At 63.3% G+C, this 17,712-nt stretch carries 14 protein-coding genes; 4 read left to right on the top strand and 10 right to left on the bottom strand.

Translation table 11 applies throughout. From position 1 onward, the window contains the following. The 5 genes from NKI06_RS11510 to NKI06_RS11490 form a co-directional block, all read right to left on the bottom strand. Positions 1–707, bottom strand: a 707-nt coding sequence (locus NKI06_RS11510) for an ABC transporter substrate-binding protein (protein WP_352985326.1), incomplete at its 3' end; no start/stop codon positions are given. 417 nt (positions 708–1,124) lie between these two features. Then, positions 1,125–2,111, bottom strand: coding sequence for an alpha/beta hydrolase (locus tag NKI06_RS11505; RefSeq protein WP_352520894.1), 987 nt, complete (start codon positions 2,109–2,111; stop codon positions 1,125–1,127). Between the two features lie 3 nt (positions 2,112–2,114). Then, positions 2,115–2,792 (bottom strand): isochorismatase family protein, encoded by a 678-nt coding sequence (locus NKI06_RS11500; protein ID WP_352520893.1) that lies wholly within the window; start codon positions 2,790–2,792, stop codon positions 2,115–2,117. A 337-nt stretch (positions 2,793–3,129) separates the two neighbouring features. After that, entirely contained in the window at positions 3,130–4,434 is a 1,305-nt protein-coding gene (locus tag NKI06_RS11495) for a M24 family metallopeptidase (protein WP_352917112.1), read from the bottom strand. A 325-nt stretch (positions 4,435–4,759) separates the two neighbouring features. After that, positions 4,760–5,656, bottom strand: coding sequence for a GlxA family transcriptional regulator (locus tag NKI06_RS11490; protein ID WP_352985330.1), 897 nt, complete (start codon positions 5,654–5,656; stop codon positions 4,760–4,762). A gap of 183 nt (positions 5,657–5,839) precedes the next feature. On the opposite strand from NKI06_RS11490, the gene msrC reads away from it, so the two are divergent. Then, complete coding sequence (gene msrC, locus NKI06_RS11485) at positions 5,840–6,337, top strand: free L-methionine (R)-S-oxide reductase MsrC (protein ID WP_023689662.1); 498 nt, start codon at positions 5,840–5,842, stop codon at positions 6,335–6,337. Here msrC and NKI06_RS11480 read toward each other — a convergent pair. Then, positions 6,334–7,368, bottom strand: coding sequence for a YeiH family protein (locus tag NKI06_RS11480; RefSeq protein ID WP_352985322.1), 1,035 nt, complete (start codon positions 7,366–7,368; stop codon positions 6,334–6,336). The genes msrC and NKI06_RS11480 overlap by 4 nt on opposite strands. Before the next feature lie 394 nt (positions 7,369–7,762). Between NKI06_RS11480 and NKI06_RS11475 the strand changes: the two genes are divergently transcribed. The 3 genes from NKI06_RS11475 (at position 7,763) to NKI06_RS11465 (ending at position 10,186) form a co-directional block, all read left to right on the top strand. Beyond that, positions 7,763–8,233, top strand: a complete 471-nt coding sequence (locus NKI06_RS11475) for a GNAT family N-acetyltransferase (protein WP_352985321.1) — start codon at positions 7,763–7,765, stop codon at positions 8,231–8,233. Between the two features lie 13 nt (positions 8,234–8,246). Next, positions 8,247–8,636, top strand: a complete 390-nt coding sequence (locus tag NKI06_RS11470) for an ACT domain-containing protein (RefSeq protein ID WP_352747868.1) — start codon at positions 8,247–8,249, stop codon at positions 8,634–8,636. 116 nt (positions 8,637–8,752) lie between these two features. After that, the gene (locus NKI06_RS11465; protein ID WP_352985318.1) at positions 8,753–10,186 is read left to right on the top strand and encodes an aldehyde dehydrogenase family protein; all 1,434 of its coding nucleotides are present in this window, start codon (positions 8,753–8,755) and stop codon (positions 10,184–10,186) included. Positions 10,187–10,249: 63 nt separating this feature from the next. Here the strand turns inward: NKI06_RS11465 and NKI06_RS11460 are convergent, their stop codons facing one another. The 4 genes from NKI06_RS11460 to NKI06_RS11445 form a co-directional block, all read right to left on the bottom strand. Continuing rightward, the gene (locus NKI06_RS11460) at positions 10,250–11,560 is read right to left on the bottom strand and encodes an HlyD family type I secretion periplasmic adaptor subunit (RefSeq protein ID WP_352985316.1); all 1,311 of its coding nucleotides are present in this window, start codon (positions 11,558–11,560) and stop codon (positions 10,250–10,252) included. Further along, on the bottom strand, positions 11,557–13,293 hold the full coding sequence (locus NKI06_RS11455) for a type I secretion system permease/ATPase (protein ID WP_352985314.1): 1,737 nt from the start codon (positions 13,291–13,293) through the stop codon (positions 11,557–11,559). The genes NKI06_RS11460 and NKI06_RS11455 overlap by 4 nt, the downstream gene beginning before the upstream one ends. Before the next feature lie 35 nt (positions 13,294–13,328). Beyond that, positions 13,329–13,751, bottom strand: a complete 423-nt coding sequence (locus NKI06_RS11450; RefSeq protein ID WP_352985313.1) for a hypothetical protein — start codon at positions 13,749–13,751, stop codon at positions 13,329–13,331. A gap of 72 nt (positions 13,752–13,823) precedes the next feature. Then, positions 13,824–17,165 carry a M10 family metallopeptidase C-terminal domain-containing protein gene (locus NKI06_RS11445; RefSeq protein WP_352985312.1) on the bottom strand — a complete coding sequence of 1,114 codons (3,342 nt, stop codon included), beginning with the start codon at positions 17,163–17,165 and terminating at the stop codon, positions 13,824–13,826. Between the last annotated feature and the right edge of the window lie 547 nt (positions 17,166–17,712).

Raw genomic sequence — 17,712 nt, 5'->3', positions numbered from 1 at the left:
ACTTCGCAGGGGCCGGTGGTGATCGCCAGCGCCTTCATCGGGTCGTCGCCGCCCTCATAGGAGCGGTGCATGATCAGCGCGGGATAGTCGGCCATCCCTGCGATCAGCGAAATGTCGGGTTTCGGCAGATTGAGCTTTACGGTGAAGTCGTCGACCTTCTCGATGCCGCCATCGACCGGCTTCTTGGTGTCGGCATTGATCAGCGCGCCCATGCGCGCGGCGACCGAATTGCCGGCGACGGAAGCATCGCACCAGCGGCTGAGATTGTGGATGACGTCATCGGCGTTGAAGGCGTCGCCATTCGACCAGGCGATGCCCTTGCGCACATGAAGCGTCAGCGTCTTGGCGTCGTCGCTGGTTTCCCAGCTTTCGAGCAGCCACGGCTCGAAGGTGAAGTCGCGGTTCCAGCGCACCAGATATTCGTTGCAATGGCGCGCTACATTGGACATTTCGACACCGTCGAAAGTACGCGGATCCTTGAAGCCCTTGACGTTCATGGCGACGCGCAAGGTGCCGCCGCGTTTCGGCTCTTCGGCCCGGGCAGGCGAAGGGGAAAGGCCGCCCAGCGCCAGCGCGCCGGCGGCACTGACGCCAAAGCCGGCCATGATGGCGAGATATTCGCGGCGGTTGACACCGCCCTTCCTGAAATCATCGGCAACGGGCTTCGCCTGCGGGTGCAAATTACGGTCGGTCAGCATGAATTTCATCGTCGTTCCCTTTTTTGTTGGGCGCCCCGACGGTCCGCTTCCGCTGGGGGCGGATGCGATCGCCGAGGCGCCGTTGCCTGAGCAGGTGATGATAAAGCGGGCCGACACCGGGAAATGTTCTCTTTTCCGCAATTCTTGTGCACCACTCCGCAGAGGTAGACTGCCAATCTCCCCCCTTGTTGTGGGGGAGATGTCCGGCAGGACAGAGGGGGGCGCTGTCCCGCCATCCCGTCTGCCGACTGGAGTATCATCGCAGATAATCGTTGCGTTGATCTAGGATATTGAAGGGCCGCGATCCTTCGCGCCCCCCTCTGGCCTGCCGGCTTTCGTCGTTCGGAAAGCCAAGCAATTGGCTTTCCATCCGCTACGCGGACCACTCCTCAACCCCCATGAGGGGGAGATCAGCGCTTCGCCGCCTCAATATGGCCAGTCGTTCTTGCCGAGCACGGCGACGGCGGCGATGGCTGCAAGCGTGCACACGAACGCCTCGCCGGCGCGCGGAACATTTTTGCGGGCACGCAGAAAACTGTGCACGAGGCGGGGCTCCTCATACCACCAGGCGCGGCCGCCTGCCGCAACGATGCGGTCGCGATAGGTCTCGCCGTCCGATGACAGCGGATCGCATTGAGCGGTGATGATGACAGTCGGCGGCAAGCCGGAGAAGTCATTGTCGCTCAGCGGCGAAAAAGTCGGGTCGTCGGGCGACTGTGCCGGTGCGGAGCGAATGGTGCGGTAGAACGCGATGTCGCGCAGCGTCAGCAGCGGTGCCTCGGCATGTTCGACATAGGAGCCGGCGCTCTCGTCGCCGCCGAGGCCGGGATAGATCAGCACCTGGCCAACCGCGCGGCGCGGGTGGCGGCGCGACGCATGGGCGACCGCGGCGGCAAGGTTGCCGCCGGCGCTTTCGCCGACGAGCACGATCGGCAGGTCCGTTGTCACCGCCGCCCATTCGAACACGGTCAGCGCGTCGTCGAAGGCGGCCGGGTGGGGATGTTCCGGCGCCAACCGGTAGCCAACCGAGACAACGTCGAAGCCGGTGCCGGCGCAGATTTCGGCGCAGATGTCGTCATGGCTGTCGAGCCCGCCAAGCACAAAGCCGCCGCCATGATAGTAGACGATGACGGCGCGCACGGGCTTGCCCGCCATCCGATAGTAGCGGATCGGGATGGCGTGCCCTGCAGGGGCGGCGATGATGCCGTCGCTGGCCGAAACCCCCTTGGGATAACCCTGATGGAAGGCGCGGCACATCGCATCATAGACCGACCTTTGCTCGGCGATCGGCAGTTCGGCGATTTCGGGTGGGAACCAGTCATTGACCAGGTCGATATAACCCCACAGTGCCGGATCGAGCAGGGTGGCGTATTTCCCCCGCCTGGCCATCTTGAGCTTGTGGACCGTGCCCATCTCTCAGAGCTCGCCGTAGAGCCGTTCGGCGTTTTCAAAGGTGAAGCGCAGCGGCACCGAGCCCTCGACCCGCCATGCATCGACGGTGTCGCCCGCCATCAGCCGGCACGCGTCTATCGTGTTGGTGACGGCGCCGCCATAGAGCCGGTTGGCAAGGTTGAGGATGGCGGTCTGGTGCATGGCGGCACTGCCGCTGCCGCAGGCATCCTTGACCAGAAGCACACGAAAGCCGGATGCGACCGCGTCCTTCACGGTGGCGTCGATGCAGGCCTCGGTCCAGACGCCGGCGACGATCAGCCATTCGATGCCGCGCGCCTTGAGTTCGGTTGCGGCAGGTCCGGCGCCGAAGGCGCTGGCCTGCGTTTTGACCAGCATCGTCTCGCCGGCCGCGGGCGCCACCTCATGGCAAATCTCGGTCAGCGGATCGGTCTTGTCGGAAAAGGCAGACTTGCCGTCGGCGTCGAGCGGATGGAACGGACGCGCCTTGGCGGTATCGACGACATAGGCCCAGTGATAGAGCGGCACGAAGTTGCGCCGCGCCGCCGCCTGCAGGCGCTGGACGTTGGCAAGCACCTCGCCAAAACCTTCGACCAGATAGCGCTTGTCCTGCCGATGCTCTTCCTGGAGGTCGATGAACGCCGCGGCGACCGCGCCGCGTTTGATCGAGATGGGGCTTTTCATGTGGACGGGCCTGGGTTCGCGACCGCCGCCATTCCGTTCAGCGAAGTCGCGCAAACAGTGGTGATTGGCCGGTGCCTCCCCACCTTCGTCATCCACGGGCGAAGCAGGAGCGAAGCTCCGTGGCGGAGACCCGAGGATCCATGCCGTGACGCTGGTCGGAGAGTGCGGCGGAGCAGAACTTGTACCGTTGCGGCGCGGATGAGTCCCGGCATGGATCCTAGGGTCTGCGCCGCGTCGCTGCGCTCCTTGCTTCGCCCTAGGATGACGAAGGCATAGCTGCCGCGACTATTCCCGAAGGTTTGCGATACCGCGCTGACGTTAGTGAGGGACGCTGCGATCAAACCTGCTTCTCCAGAAATTCATCCTCGTAGGGAAAGCGCGACAGAAGCTCGGTGCCGGTGTCGGTGATCAGGATCTCGTCTTCCAGCTTGACGCCCTCGCGGCCGCCTTTCTCGCCGATATAGCTTTCCACGCTCACCACCATGCCGGGCACGACAAAACCGTCGCGGCCATAGGTCTCATAGTCCATGGCATGCGCTATGAACGGCGTCTCGCCATGCATGCCGACGCCATGCATCACCGAGGTATAGCGCTGGTCGACGAAACGGTCCGGGATTTTCCACGCTCTTTCGGCGATCTCGCGAAACGCCATGCCAGGTTTGACAATCGAAATGTTGTGCTGAACCTGGTCGTGCGCCATGCGGTAGAGCGATTTCTGATAGCCGGTCGGCTTGCCCGGCCCGCAGCGGAAGGTGCGCGAAAAATCGGAATAATAGCCATAGCAGCCGATCGTATCGGTATCGAGCGCCAGAAGCTCGCCCGGCCGGATCTTGCGGCCGCTGGCCTCGTTGAACCACGGATTGGTGCGCTGTCCCGAGGTGAGGAGCCGCGTCTCGATGAACTCGCCGCCCTGGCGGATCACCTCGCCATACATGATGGCGAACAGCTCATTTTCGGAGACGCCGGGTTTTATCGCCTCGCGCACGGCGTAGACGGCGGCTTCCGCACCCGCCATCGACACCTGCAGGCATTTGACTTCCTCGGGCGTCTTGACCGCCCGCACCGCCAGGATTTCGCCCTGGCAATCCCTGACGTCGCAGCCGCGCTTTTCCAGTGCCAGCGCCTGCAAATGGCTGCAGCGGTCGAGCCCGAGCTTCATCGAGCCGCCGCCGTGCTTCGTCAAAAGCTCGGCGATCTCGTTGGCGAAGGGGCCGGCGGTTTCGTCGTCGCGGCCCGACACCGAAGACCATACCAGCTTGGACGGCCGCGCCTCGTCGATCGTGTCGAGCACCATCGAGACATGGTAGCTCTGCGGGTATTCGAACAGCACGATCGGCCCGTCGGTCGGGATGAAGAAATACCGCGTCGAGTTGCGCAGGAAATAGCCGAACATGTTGCGCGAGCCGGTGGCATAGCGCTGGTTGTAGGGGTCGAACAATACGACGCCCCCATAGCCCGCCTCGCGCATCCAGCCGCGCAGTTTCGCCAGCCGACCCTTGCGCAGCGCGTCGGCATCGATGAAGGACGGCTCGGTGTCCGACAGCCACATGCCACCGGCCGAGTCAGCCGCGACCGGGTGGCGCATGCGGTCCTTGAAATCCACATCCTCGGTGCTGTCGGGGTCGAAAACGACGATGCTCATTGGGTGCGCCTCCTGAAGGGCTAGACCATAGCCATGCGCCGAAAAATGTCTGTGCGAGAATCCGCAGGTGTCGTGCGAAATGCCGCAAGAAGGGCATGGATACAAAGGGCAATGTTGCGATCCTTCGCGCCCCCCTCTGTCCTGCCGGACATCTCCCCCACAAGGAGGGAGATTAGCAGCTTTCGCGTCCCGCTCGCCCTGCAACGTTGGTGATTGGCGAAAGCCGAGGCGACATCTGATCTCCCCCCGTGTGGGGGAGATGTCCGGCAGGACAGAGGGGGGCGCTGTCCCGCCAGCATCTCACCGCGTTAGCGCGCAGCGCCCTCTAATGCCGCCGCATCGCCTTCGGCGCGTGCCCATGCTCCTCGCGAAACGCTCGGGCAAAACTTGACATGGACGCGAAGCCGCAGGCCAGCGCCACGTCTCGCACCATCAGCGTCGAATGCGCCAGAAGGTCGGCGGCGCGCCGCAGCCTGAGGCGACGGTAGTAGCCGTTGGGCGAAATGCTGAGCTCGGTGCGGAAATTGCGCTCCAGCTTGTCGGAGGAGACACCGAGCCTTGCCGCCAGCTCCGTCATGCCGAGCCGCTCTTCCACCGCATCCTCCATGATGGCGATGGCCGACAGCACCAGTTCGTTCTGGACGCCGGTGCGCAGCCTGAGCGGCATCAGCTTGCGGTCGACGCTCGAACGCAAGGGGCTGTGCACGAACCATTCGGCAACGCCCGCCGCGAGCTCGCCGCCATAATCGTTGGTGATGATCTCCAGCATCATGTCGAGGCTGCCGACGCCACCGGCCGAGGTGAAGCGCTTGCGGTCGATGACATAGAGATCGCGCCGGAGCTCGATATCCGGGAAGGCCTCGGTGAAGGCGGCCTGGCTGGTCCAGTGCAAGGTGCAGGCATGACCGTCGAGCAGGCCGGCCCTGGCGAGGAAGAAGGCGGCGTCGGCCACCGCGCCGATATGGGCGCCGGCGCGCAGGCTCCTGCGGATCCAGGCAACCGCGTCCTCGGCGACAAGCAAGTCCGCATTGCCGCCCGAGCAGACGACGATGCGATCGACCTTCGGCGCGCCGAACGCTGAGAATCCCGGTTGTATGACAACCCCATTGGATGCCTCGACCGTGCCCTGGTCGGCGCCGACGATCACCCAGCGATAGCACTCGCGCTTGGCCAGCACGTTGGCGGCGCGCAACGGCTCGATCACCGAACTGAACGCCATCATCGGAAAGCCGGGAAAGACCAGAACGGCGAAGGTGAGGGGACCTTCGCTCGCTGCGGGTTGCGCCCGGTCGTGTGTTTGGCTGGCACGGTCGGTATTCACAATTGTGTATTTCCTGGGAGCGTCATTGGTGGCAGACAGGAAATGTAACGGGCTTTTTGCCCCGCCGGCAATGGAGACGACGCCATGTTTGCGGCCCAGACCATCGACAGCACCGACAAGCCGGCCTTCTACCGCGAACTGGCCACCCAGTTGAAGGCGCTGCTGGAAGGCGAGAGCGACTCCGTCGCCAACGCCGCCAACACATCGGCGCTGATCTTCCAGATGGTGCCCGATCTCAACTGGGCCGGCTTCTATTTCCTGGCGTCGGACGAGGAGCTGGTGCTTGGACCGTTCCAGGGCAAGCCGGCCTGCGTGCGCATCGCCGTCGGCAAGGGCGTGTGCGGCACCGCCATCGATCTCGAAATGTCGATGTTGGTCAAGGATGTGCATGAATTTGCCGGCCACATCGCTTGCGACGCCGACTCGCGCTCGGAACTCGTCGTGCTGCTGAGGGACAATGACGGCGTCTTCGGCCTGATCGACCTCGACAGCCCGACGCCCGGCCGCTTCGACAAGGACGACCAGGCCGGCATCGAGGCGCTTGCCGCGATCTATGTCGCGGCGAGTTCGTTCGAGGATTAAGCGAACTTCACCAGCATCAGGCTGAAGCAGCCGATGAACAGGAAGGCGCAGGAGGCGAGCGCCAGCGGGCGAAGGCCGCGCGAGCGCAGCTGCGAAATGTTGGCCTGCAGACCCATGGCGGCGAGCCCCATGGTCAGCATGATGGTGGTGGCGAACGCCATGGCCGACTTCACTTCGGCCGGCACGGCAACCAGGCTGTTCAGCGCCACGACGGCGATGAAAGCGGCGACGAACCACGGCATCGGCGGCCGCGCACCGGATTGGTCGCTTGGGCGATCGCCATTGCTCTTGCGGCGCGCCATCAGGCCGAGCGCGATGACCATCGGCGCCAGCATAGCGACGCGGGTCAGCTTGGCGACGGTGGCGATCTCGCCGGACTGGGCGCCGTTCTGGAAGCCGGCGCCGATGACCTGTGCCACCTCGTGGATCGAGGCGCCGGCCCACAGGCCGAATGCGTGCTGGTCGAGGCCCAGCACCGGCGCCAGCAGCGGAAAGCCGAGCATGGCGACGGTGCCGAACAGCGTGATCGAGGCGACGGCATAAGTGACGTCCTCGTCGCGCGCATCGGTGACGATGTTGGTGGCAACGATCGCCGAAGCGCCGCAGATCGAGGTGCCGGCGGCAATCAGCTGCGCCAGCTTGGCGTCGACGCCGATCAGCCGGCCAAGCGTAATGGTGAAGACGAAGGTCGCGCCAAGGGTCAGCGCCACGATGCCGACGCCGCCGGCGCCGATGGAGACGACCTGGCCGAGCGTCAGCTGAAAGCCGAGCAGCACGATGGCAAAGCGCAGCAGGCGCTTCTGCGAGAAGGCAATGCCGGCCTTGGCGTGGGCGGGCGTGCCGAGCACGTTGGAATAGATCATGCCGGCGACGACGGCGAGGATCATCGGGCTGAACAGCGCGAAGCCGGAGACATTATGGGCCGAGAAGGCCACCCCCGTAATCATCGCCACCAGCACGATCCCGGGGATGACGCCATTCCACACGGAACCGAGCCGCTTCCGGCCCACGGCCAGGTCGGCGGAAATCATGCTGATCGGAACATCGTTCGCTAGCTGGGCGGCGGAAGACAATGCAATTCTCCACGCAAGTACCTCAGGAGAATGTCATTCCAGAATCGATCTTTCCAACGAATTGTTTTTGTTGAAATGATCGATTTTTGCGAACGGTCGGCAATGCCTTCAATCTAGCCTGTGCCATGCAAACATGATGACTGGCTCGGTTATGCAGCTTGACGCTCTGCGTCTTGCACTCCAGCGTGGCGTCATGTCCATTTTCTCGCTCGCCATCGCCCAGCGACGTCGCCTCTGCACAGTGCGGAGCGGCAAGGCGCGACGACAAAGACCGGCACACTAAATCGCTTCGTTCGTTCCAGCCCCGCCCGCGACGTCTGCCGGCGGGGTTTTCATGTCTGGAGCCTTTGCCATGTCCAATTCTTCCATCCTGTTTCGGCCGGCCCAACCGGCGGACGCTGCCGCCATCAAGGACATTGTGCGTGCCGCCTATGCCAAATGGGTGCCTCTGATCGGCCGCGAGCCGCTGCCGATGCGCGCCGACTATGACAAGGCGGTCGCCGAACATCCGTTCGATCTCGCCATCGAAAATGGCCGCATCGTCGGCATGATCGAGACCATGCCGGCCGACGATCATCTCTGGATCGAGAATGTCTGCGTCGCGCCACAGGCGCAGGGCAGGGGAATCGGCCGGCTGTTGCTGGAACGGGCGGAGCAGAAGGCGCTGGAGGCCGGCTGCTTCGAGCTGCGCCTGCTGACCAATGGCGCCTTCATGGCCAATGTGTTGTTGTACAAATGGCATGGCTATACGATCGACCGGGAGGAGCCGTTCATGGGCGGCATGACGGTCTATATGAGCAAGAAACTGGGTGATGGCCGATAACAGGGAGGATCGGATGGCAGTCAGGGTCCGGTTGAAGCCGCTCACGGGGCGGTATGCGGTTTCGCGCCTCGAAGCAAAAGACAGCATTCCCGGCTGGGCCGAAGGACCGGGCTTCGTCAGCATTACCAGGACCGACGACGAGCTTTCGGTTGTCTGCCTGCAGGATCGGGTGCCGGACGGGGTGAAGCATGACAGGGACTGGGTCGCCCTGAAACTCCAAGGTCCCTTTGCCTTCGACGAAACCGGCATCGTCCTGTCGGTGATAAAGCCATTGTCGGAAAGCGAACTCGGCATTTTTCTGGTATCCACCTTCGATGGTGACCATCTGCTCGTCAAAGCCAAGGATGAAGCCGCGGCAAGGGGGCTTCTGGTCGCGGCGGGGCACACGCTTCTGAAGCCGTAGGCTCAATCGCCCGCCCTTGCGTTTGACATCGCTCTTGCCCCATCGTTATCCCTGAACCGATACGACGATCTGGCGATCGCCCCCCATCAATTCAGAAATCCCCCGAGGAGAAGCCCGTGTCACACAATCTGCAGTTCTATATCGACGGCGTGTGGGTCGATCCTGTCGTGCCCAGCACACTCGACGTCATCGACCCGTCAAACGAAGATGTTTTCGCGCAGATTTCGCTCGGCTCAAAGGCCGATGTTGACAAGGCGGTTGCGGCCGCCAAGCGCGCCTTCGAGACATTCGGCTTCACTTCGGTCGAGGAGCGCCTGGATATCCTCAACCGCATAATCGAGGTCTACAAGAAGCGCAGCGCCGATCTGGCGCTGGCCGTATCGCGCGAGATGGGCGCGCCGCGCCAGATGGCACTCGACAGCCAGGTCGGCATCGGCCTGGCACATCTGCGGAAGATGGCCGAGGTGCTGAAGTCGTTCGAATTCCGCCACGTCAAGGGCTCGTCGCTGATCGTCAAGGAGCCGATCGGGGTCGTCGGCCTGATCACGCCGTGGAACTGGCCGCTGAACCAGATCACCTGCAAGGTCGGTCCCGCCCTTGCCGCCGGCTGCACCATGGTTCTGAAGCCGTCCGAAATCGCCCCGCTCGACGCCATCATCTTTGCCGAGATCATCGACGAGGCCGGCGTTCCCAAGGGCGTCTTCAACCTCGTCAATGGCGACGGCCCCGGCGTTGGCCAGGCGCTGTCCAGCCACCCGGATATCGACATGATGTCGTTTACCGGTTCGACCCGCGCCGGCATCCTGGTCGCCAAGGCGGCGGCCGACACCGTCAAGCGCGTGCATCAGGAGCTCGGCGGCAAGTCGGCCAACATCCTGTTCCCCGATGTCGACCTGGAAAAGGCCGTCAGCAAGGGCGTCGCCGGCTGCTTCAGCAACTCAGGCCAGTCCTGCAACGCGCCGACCCGCATGTTCGTGCCGCGCGACCGCCACGACGAGGCTGCCGGCTATGCCAAAACGGCGGCCGAAAAATTGACCGTCGGCCCGGCCGATGCGGCCGGTACCAAGCTCGGCCCGGTGGTCAGCCAGATCCAGTTCGACAAGATCCAGGACCTGATCCAGGCCGGCATAGATGAAGGCGCGACGCTCGTTGCCGGTGGCCCTGGCCGTCCGGCCGAACTCAACCGCGGCTATTACATCCGCCCGACCGTGTTCGGCGATGTCACGCCCGACATGCGCATCGCACGCGAGGAAATCTTCGGACCGGTGCTGGCGATCATGCCTTACGACACAGTGGAAGAGGCGATCGGCACCGCCAACGACACCGTCTATGGGCTGGCGTCCTACATCCAGGCCAAGAACATCCAGAAGGCCCGCGAAGTCGCCGCCCGCATGCGCACCGGCAATGTCTACATCAACTATCCGCAATGGGACGCCGGCCTGCCATTCGGCGGCTACAAGCAATCCGGCAACGGCCGCGAATACGCCGAATACGGGCTGGAGGATTTCCTCGAGATCAAGGGCATCGCCGGCTACGAGGCGGCGGAGTAGGGGCTACCCCTTGGGGACCGGCAACCAGCCGGTCCCGAGGCTTCAGCTCTCAAAGGTGCGGCTTCACTCCTCCCGGAAAGCTTTCTGGATCTGATCCGACAGCGGCTTCACCAGATAGGAAAGCATCGTCCGGTCGCCCGTCGGGAAGAACACTTCGGCCGGCATGCCCGGCGCCAGCGCCAGCCCGCGCAGCTTGGCGACCTCGGTTTTCGGCAGCGTCACCCGCGCCACATAGAAGGCTGCTCCGGTGCGCTCTTCGATGGTGAGATCCGCCGAGATCCGCGACAGCGTCCCGGTCAGCTCCGGCGTGGTTTGCCGATTGAAGGCCGACAGGCGCAAAATCGCATTCTGGCCCATCGTCACCTGGTCGATATCCTGCGGTGCGATATGCGCTTCAACGGTCAGGTCGTCCGTCACCGGTACGATCTGCATCACCTGTTCGCCGGGGGTGATGACCCCGCCGATCGTATGCACCGCCAACTGCAGCACCACGCCATCCTGCGGGCTGCGCAGATCGATGCGCTTCAACTGGTCCTCGGCCGCTACCTTGCGTTCGACGAACTCGGAGATCTTTCCCTGGGTATCGCGTAAATCGGTCGCGACCTCGCTGCGAAGATCCTGGTCGATCTGGATGATCTGCAGTTCGATCTCGGACGCCTTGCCTTTCACCTGGGCAATTCCCGCGGTCAACTGGCCATGCTCGCCTTCGAGCCGCACCGCGTCCCGTTCCAGCGCCGTCATGCGGTCGATTCCTATCAGCTTGCGATGCCAGAGCGACCGCACACCTTCCAGCTCGATCTGGATCAGCTCGATCTCGCGGCGTTTCGCCTGCAGCTGCTCGGTCAGGCCGGCACTCTCCTGCTTCAACTGCGCGATCCGTTCGCGCAATTGCGATCGCTGGCCAGACCGCGCCTGGTGCCGGAAATCGAACAGCGATTGTTCTCCGGCCATCGATTCGGCGACACCGGCTTCGTCGCGCCGCGATGTCAAAACGTCCGGAAAGCTGATCGTGTCCTTGCCGTCACGCTCCGCCTCCAGGCGCGCCAACCGTGCATAAAACTCATCCAGGCCTTTTGAGACGATCGCCAGATTGGCGCGTGTTGTCGTTTCATCCAGCCGCACCAGAATATCGCCCGCCTTGACCCGGTCGCCTTCACGCACCCTGATCTCGCCGACCACGCCGCCCGTCGGATGCTGAACCTTCTTTACATTGGAATCGACCACCAGCCGGCCGGCTGCGATCACCGCACCCGACATCCTGGTCACTGCCGCCAGGCCGCCGACACCGCCGACAAGCAGCAGACAGGTAGCAACGCCGGCCACGAGATAGCGGCGGACCTGCCGATGATGCAAAGCGGATCTGTCCTCGCTCATGCCGGAACGCCTCTCTCCGTGGCGGCAACGACCTTGAGCGGCGCGGCGGATCGAAAGACCTTGTTCAGCACCTCGTCCTTCGGACCGAAGGCCTGCACATGGCCATTGGCCATCACCAGCACCGTATCGACATTGGCCAGCACACTGGACCGGTGCGCGACGACGATAACGATGCCGCCGCGTTCCCTGATGCCCTGGATCGCTGCGGCCAAGGCCACTTCACCCTCCGAGTCGAGATTGGAATTCGGCTCGTCCAGGATGACCATGAACGGATCGCCATAGAGAGAGCGGGCAAGGGCGACACGCTGCCGTTGCCCCGCCGACAGCGAGGCGCCGGCTTCGCCAACCTTCGTGTCGTAACCGTCGGCCAGATGCACGACGAGATCATGCACGCCGGCGGCCTTGGCTGCCGCAAGCACCATGTCGGACGACGCATCCGGGTCGAAGCGGGCGATGTTCTGCGCAATCGTGCCGTCGAACAACTGCACATCCTGCGGCAGATAGCCGATATGTTTACCCAGCTCGTCGGCCGGCCACTGGTCAAGCGTCGCGCCGTCCAGCCGCACGGCGCCGCGCGCCGGCAGCCAGACACCTGCAAGCGTACGCACCAGCGATGATTTGCCGGAAGCACTCGGGCCGATGACCCCCAGGCCCGCTCCCCTGGCCAGTGAAAAACTTGCATCCCACACCACCGGCGTGCGTTCGCCCGGCGGCGCGACACTGACATTCTCGACCGCCAGCGCGCTGACAGGCGCGGGCAGGGTCACGCCGGTTGCGCCTTCCGGCAGCGCGGACAGAAGCTGGTTCAGGCGTGCCCAGCTTTGCCGCGCTGAAATGAAACCCTTCCAATGCGCTATCGCCAGTTCGATCGGAGCCAGCGCCCTGCCCATCATGATCGAGCTTGCGATCATGATGCCGCCGGTCGCCTCTTGCTGGATGACCAGATAAGCGCCGATCGCCAGCATTGCCGATTGCAGCATCAACCGCAGGATCTTGGAAATCGTGCCAAGCGTTCCCGCGACATCGCTGGCCGCCGCATGGGCGTTCAGGTACTCGGCATTGACGGCAGACCACCGCTCGGCGATACGCCCGCCAAAACCCATGGCCTGCATGGCTTCGGCATTGCGCCTTGTCGCCTCGGCCAACGTGCTGCGAACGGCCGCGTGCTGTCCGGCGATCCTTGTCGGGCCGCGGGTCCGGAATTCGGCCAGAAGCGTCAGTGCAAACAGGACAACGGCGCCGGCAAGCGCGGTAACGCCGATCCAGAAATGAAAAATGAAACAGATGCTGATATAGAGCGGCATCCATGGCAGGTCGAACAAAGCGGTCGGTCCGGCACTGCCGATAAAGGAGCGGACCTGATCGAGATCCCGTAGGGGTTGCAGCCCGTCGCCGGAAGGCTTGGCGCGCAGCGGCAGGCGCATCAGCGCCGAATAGACCGACGGGCTCAGCTTTGCGTCCAACCCCTGTCCCAGCCGCACCATGAGGCGAGAGCGGATCAGCTCCAGCACTCCCTGAAACACGAACAATGTTCCCGCAAGCACCGCCAGGCCGACCAGCGTCGGCACGCTGCGACCCGGAACGACGCGGTCATAGACTTGCAACATGAAGAACGAGCCGGTCAGGGTCAGCACGTTGACGACCCCGCTCATCAGGACGATGCCCGAAAACGCACGTCGAAAGGACGCCAGGATTCCGACCAGCGTAAGCGGCGTCGATGGCGTCAGCTGCATGCAGGCTCGCAATCAGGATATGGCATCTCGTCCCTTCAATAGATAACTGCCTTGAGTGTGACATGGACGGGCAAGTCGGCCTGGAACTGCGCGCTGCCCCGCGCCACCAGCCAGCCGTCCGCACGCTCCAGGCGCGCAACGACCTGCAGCGTTGGTGAAGCGGTCGAGCTTGCGGGCAGGGGCAAGGAAAATTCTATCGTCTTTGAGCCGCCCTCGCTCTTGAGGCTGGTTTTGGCGGCGCGGCGTCGCCCACTGTCCTGAATGGCGGGATCCTCAAGATAGATCTCGAGATGACCTTCCGGGATAGCCTTGCCGCCCACAAAGGTGACGGCGCCGCGAATATCTGTTGCGCGAATATCTGGCGCGCGAATATCTGGCGATTGCGCTGCCGCCGCCCCGGTGGCCGCGGCGACTGCCGCAACTCCGGCGGCCATTAACACTGTGCGGCGGTCGGTCATCGCGTCCTCTCCCTTTTCACTGCGCTGGGGTATGCGGGAGGGGAGCCTGACGGCACCCCTCCCGGCAACGCGTTAGATGACAATGAAGTCTGCAGCCGAAAGATCCAGATTTGTGTTCAGGTGTGCAAACTGAACGGCTGCTCCCTGTCCGGAACCATCGGCGTCGTAAGACAATATTCCACTGTCGGTGTCGTAGATGATGCGGTCGTCGGCATCATGAGCAACACCGGCTGCGCTCTTGTAGAATGAGCCCAAAGCGAGGGCGCCGTCGCCGCCAACGCTGGCAAAGATGAGGTTGTCCAGCAGGATCGTATCGTCGGCGACCTTGAAGTCCTTGATCCAGTCGATATTGCCGTTCCCGAGTTCTGTCGAGAAGCGGAAATAGTCGTCGCCGGCGCCGCCGGTCAGCGTATCGGCAGCCAGCCCGCCATCCAAAAGGTCGCTGCCGCCGCCGCCATTGAGCGTATCGGCGCCCGCAACGCCCGGCTGAGCTGGTGCCGGCGGGAATTCGACCGATACGTTCAGCTTGTAAGTCGAGCCCTCCGGCACGGATTCCACCCAGCCATCGCCAGGAGCGGAGTCCGACCATTCGCCCTCCACAATATAGTAGGTTCCGGTTTCCTGAACGATGAAGCTGGTGCTCGAATCGCGGCCGTTGTTGGAGCCGGGGTCGTTGCCGCCATCGTCGTTCTGGGCGACGATATTGCCATCGCTGTCCAGCACCCTGACGATGCTGTCATGGACATTGGGGTCGGCAATGCCATCGATGTCGATGGTGATGATCGTGCCGGCCGCCAGGTTGATGCTGTAATATCCGCCCAAGCCGTTTCCGGTGGCATTGACGGTGGTGTGAAGGGTGGTCGTCGAATCGAAGATGTCGGGGTCGGCGGTCAGCGAGAAGTTGTTCGAGATGTCGAAGGCGGTCGAGACCGAATTGTTGGTCGCGTCCGGTCCGAGCGTGGCGTAGCCGGTGCCCATGCCCGGGCGTGGCGGAGCATCGCCCTGATAGGCGAAATCGCCAAGCAGGGTGTCATCGCCGCCGCCGCCGTCGATCTTGTCGGCGCCGCCCTGGCCGGTCAGCACATTGGCCGCGCCATCGCCGGTCAGGTGATCGTTGAAGCCGGAGCCAGCCAGATTTTCGATCGAGATATAGGTGTCGCCGCCGGATTTGCCGCCACCCAGTTTGAGGTTTTGCCCGCTGGCCGCGTCGGCGTAGTCCGCCGTGTCGCTGCCGGCGCCGCCATTCAATATATCGGCGCCGCCACCGCCGGTCAGCGTGTCGTTGCCGGCGCCGCCGGAAAGTTTGTTGGCCTGGGCGTTGCCGATGAGATGGTCGTCGAAGAACGACCCGACGGCGTTTTCGAATCCGACCAGGATGTCGTGCCGGATAACGGTGCCGCGCCCGACGATCTGCACCGGGCCATCGCCGTCGCCGCCATTGGCCGTGCCATTGGCGAGGTCGATCGTCACGCCGGCGGAACTGCCTTCGTAGACGACCGTATCAATGCCGGCGCCGCCATCCAGATAGTCCTGGCCGGCGCCGCCGATGATCGTGTCGTTGCCGGCTTCACCGTACAGGATGTCGCCGTCATTGCCGCCATCCAGTATGTCGTTGCCGCCGCCGCCGTTGAAATAGTCGCCGCCGCCCCGGCCCCAGAAATGATTTGCCGCCGACGTACCGATGAAACGGTCGATGCGGTCATCGGAGCCGATCAGGTTTTCGATGCTGTAGAAGGTGTCGCCGGTGGCGGTGCCGCCATTGGCAACGTTCGTCTCGAGGTTGACGAGCAGTTGGAAGGGGCTCTCCTTGCTGAAGTCGACCGTGTCGACGCCGGCGCCGCCCCTGAATATATCGACGCCATCCTGGCCGCTCAGCGTATCGTCGCCGTCGCCGCCGTCGAGGATGTCGTTGCCCTGGCCGCCGAGGATCGTATCGTTGCCGCGGCCGCCATAGAGCGTGTCATTGCCGTCGTCGCTCTCGGTCTGGTCTGGAAGGTCGGCGACATCGATGGTGTTGTTGATGTCGCGGCTGGCGAGCGAGTCGCGGCCGCCGATGATGAGATCATCGCCGCCCTGACCGAAGATCGTGTCGTCGCCGGCGCCGCCGTCGAGCGTATTGTTGCCATTGTCGCCGAAGATGACGCTGGTCATCGTGTTGTCGCCGATGGTCGGTGCGGTTTCGGTGCCGCCGTCTCCAGGCTGGAGTGTCGACTCGTCGGCGTAGATGATGTGTTCGACGTTGGCGATTTTCCGGATATTCAAGTTCCGGTTCAGCAGAACGACCGTGTCATTCCCGCCATTCGCTTCCTCGCGCACGATGTCGTCGAGGGAATCGACGAAGTAGGTGTCGTCGCCGTCATTGCCGGCCATGCGGTCGCCGCCGCCGCGGCCATCCAGCACGTTGGCTCCGTCATTGCCGATCAGGACGTCGTCATAGCTGCTGCCGATGCCGTTCTCGATGTAATAGTCGGTGCCGTCGGCGTTGTGCCCGGCAAAGATCGACACATTGTTGCTATGGCCGTTGACGCTGGAGAACTGCCCGGCGCGCAAATCGAGGATCGTGCCGGCCGTCGAGCCGGAGAAGTCGATCGTGTCGGTTCCTCCGGTGTCATGGATGACAAAACCGATATCGTGCTGCATGCCCGAGGAGGTCAGCCGGTAGCCGTCCACGGCACTGCCGAAGCCGTAGACGTTGTCGCCCGTGTTGAGGTCGATATGCTGATAGGTGCGCACGCCGTTCTCGTCGACGGTGGAGAAAAAGCGGCGGATGACTGCCTCGATGTCGGCCATCATCGGCGTTGACGCCGACCAGCGGCTGGTTTCACCGACATCGATCCCGTCGAAATAGGACATGACGCTGTATTGCTGACGGTCGTAGGTCCAGGTCGCATTGTTCAGATAATTGATCTGTACGCCGCCGGGGCCGCTGTAATTGTAGAGCCCGGGGTGGTTCAGGCCGAACTCATGACCGAATTCATGGATGAAGGAATCGAAGACATAGCCGCCAATATCCGTCTTGTTGACCTCGGTGTCGTGGAAACGCTGGCCGATGCTGACATAGCGGTCGTTGGAATAGGCGCTGCCGTCGTCCTCTTCGCCCAGTTCGGGGCTGACAACCTGCATCCAGTCCGTTGCGCTGTTGTATGGTGCATTGTCGACGATTTCGAACTTCAAAGGGGTGACACTGGCCCACATCTGCAAGGCGCCGATCGCGGCGGCCTTGTATTCGGGATGGTCATTGAGCTCGGAGACATTGATCCTCAGCGTTCCCGCCGCGATCGCCGGCGTTATCGACCGGTCCAGCGCTCCAAGGTAGGTGAGGAAGGCCCCGTAATCTTCGCTTTTGCCGTACGGGTTGTCCGGCGTCTGGTCGTTGACCCACCATTGATCGCTGGTTTGGCTTGGGTTCGGCATCCTTGGGACTCCTTGGTCTCGCAGCCGTGGCAATTACGGCCGTACGGTTTAGCTGTTGCCAACCACCGACAAGCATCGTTTGCGTTTGCCGGTCGAGCCCCGTCCCAGTGCCAACAATGCTATTGGAATCTTCGCTTGTCTAGCCTCTGTTCGCGCTCAGTACATATGAAGGTTCTTGGGCGCGCTTGTACCGGCGGGTTTTGAGATACTCGTTTGGTGTTAATTGAGCTATCGCTAATCTATGGTCGTACCTCGCCCGCCATGCGCACCACAATGTCTGCATCAACCATCCCGGCTGGCGCAGGCTGCCGGTCGGGCGGCGCAAAGCAATCCGGCAACGGCCGAATACGCCGGATACAGGCTCGAGGATTTCCTCTCGATCAGGGGCATCGCAGGCTACGAAAGCGGCGGAGTAAGCTTCCGTCTTTCGCTCAAACGCCGGTATGCGCGCTGTTGCCTTTCGCGGGCGGGGCAGGCGGCGGGACCACCGCCTTCGTGCTCTCGCCGGGGGCGTCGACCGGGACGAGGGTTATCGCGCCGGTTGGGA

This window comes from Mesorhizobium sp. M0772 (assembly GCF_040320135.1).
Classification (GTDB): Bacteria; Pseudomonadota; Alphaproteobacteria; order Rhizobiales; family Rhizobiaceae; genus Mesorhizobium.
Note: the sequence above shows the minus strand (reverse complement) of the source record. Positions and strands in the feature narration are given on the sequence as shown.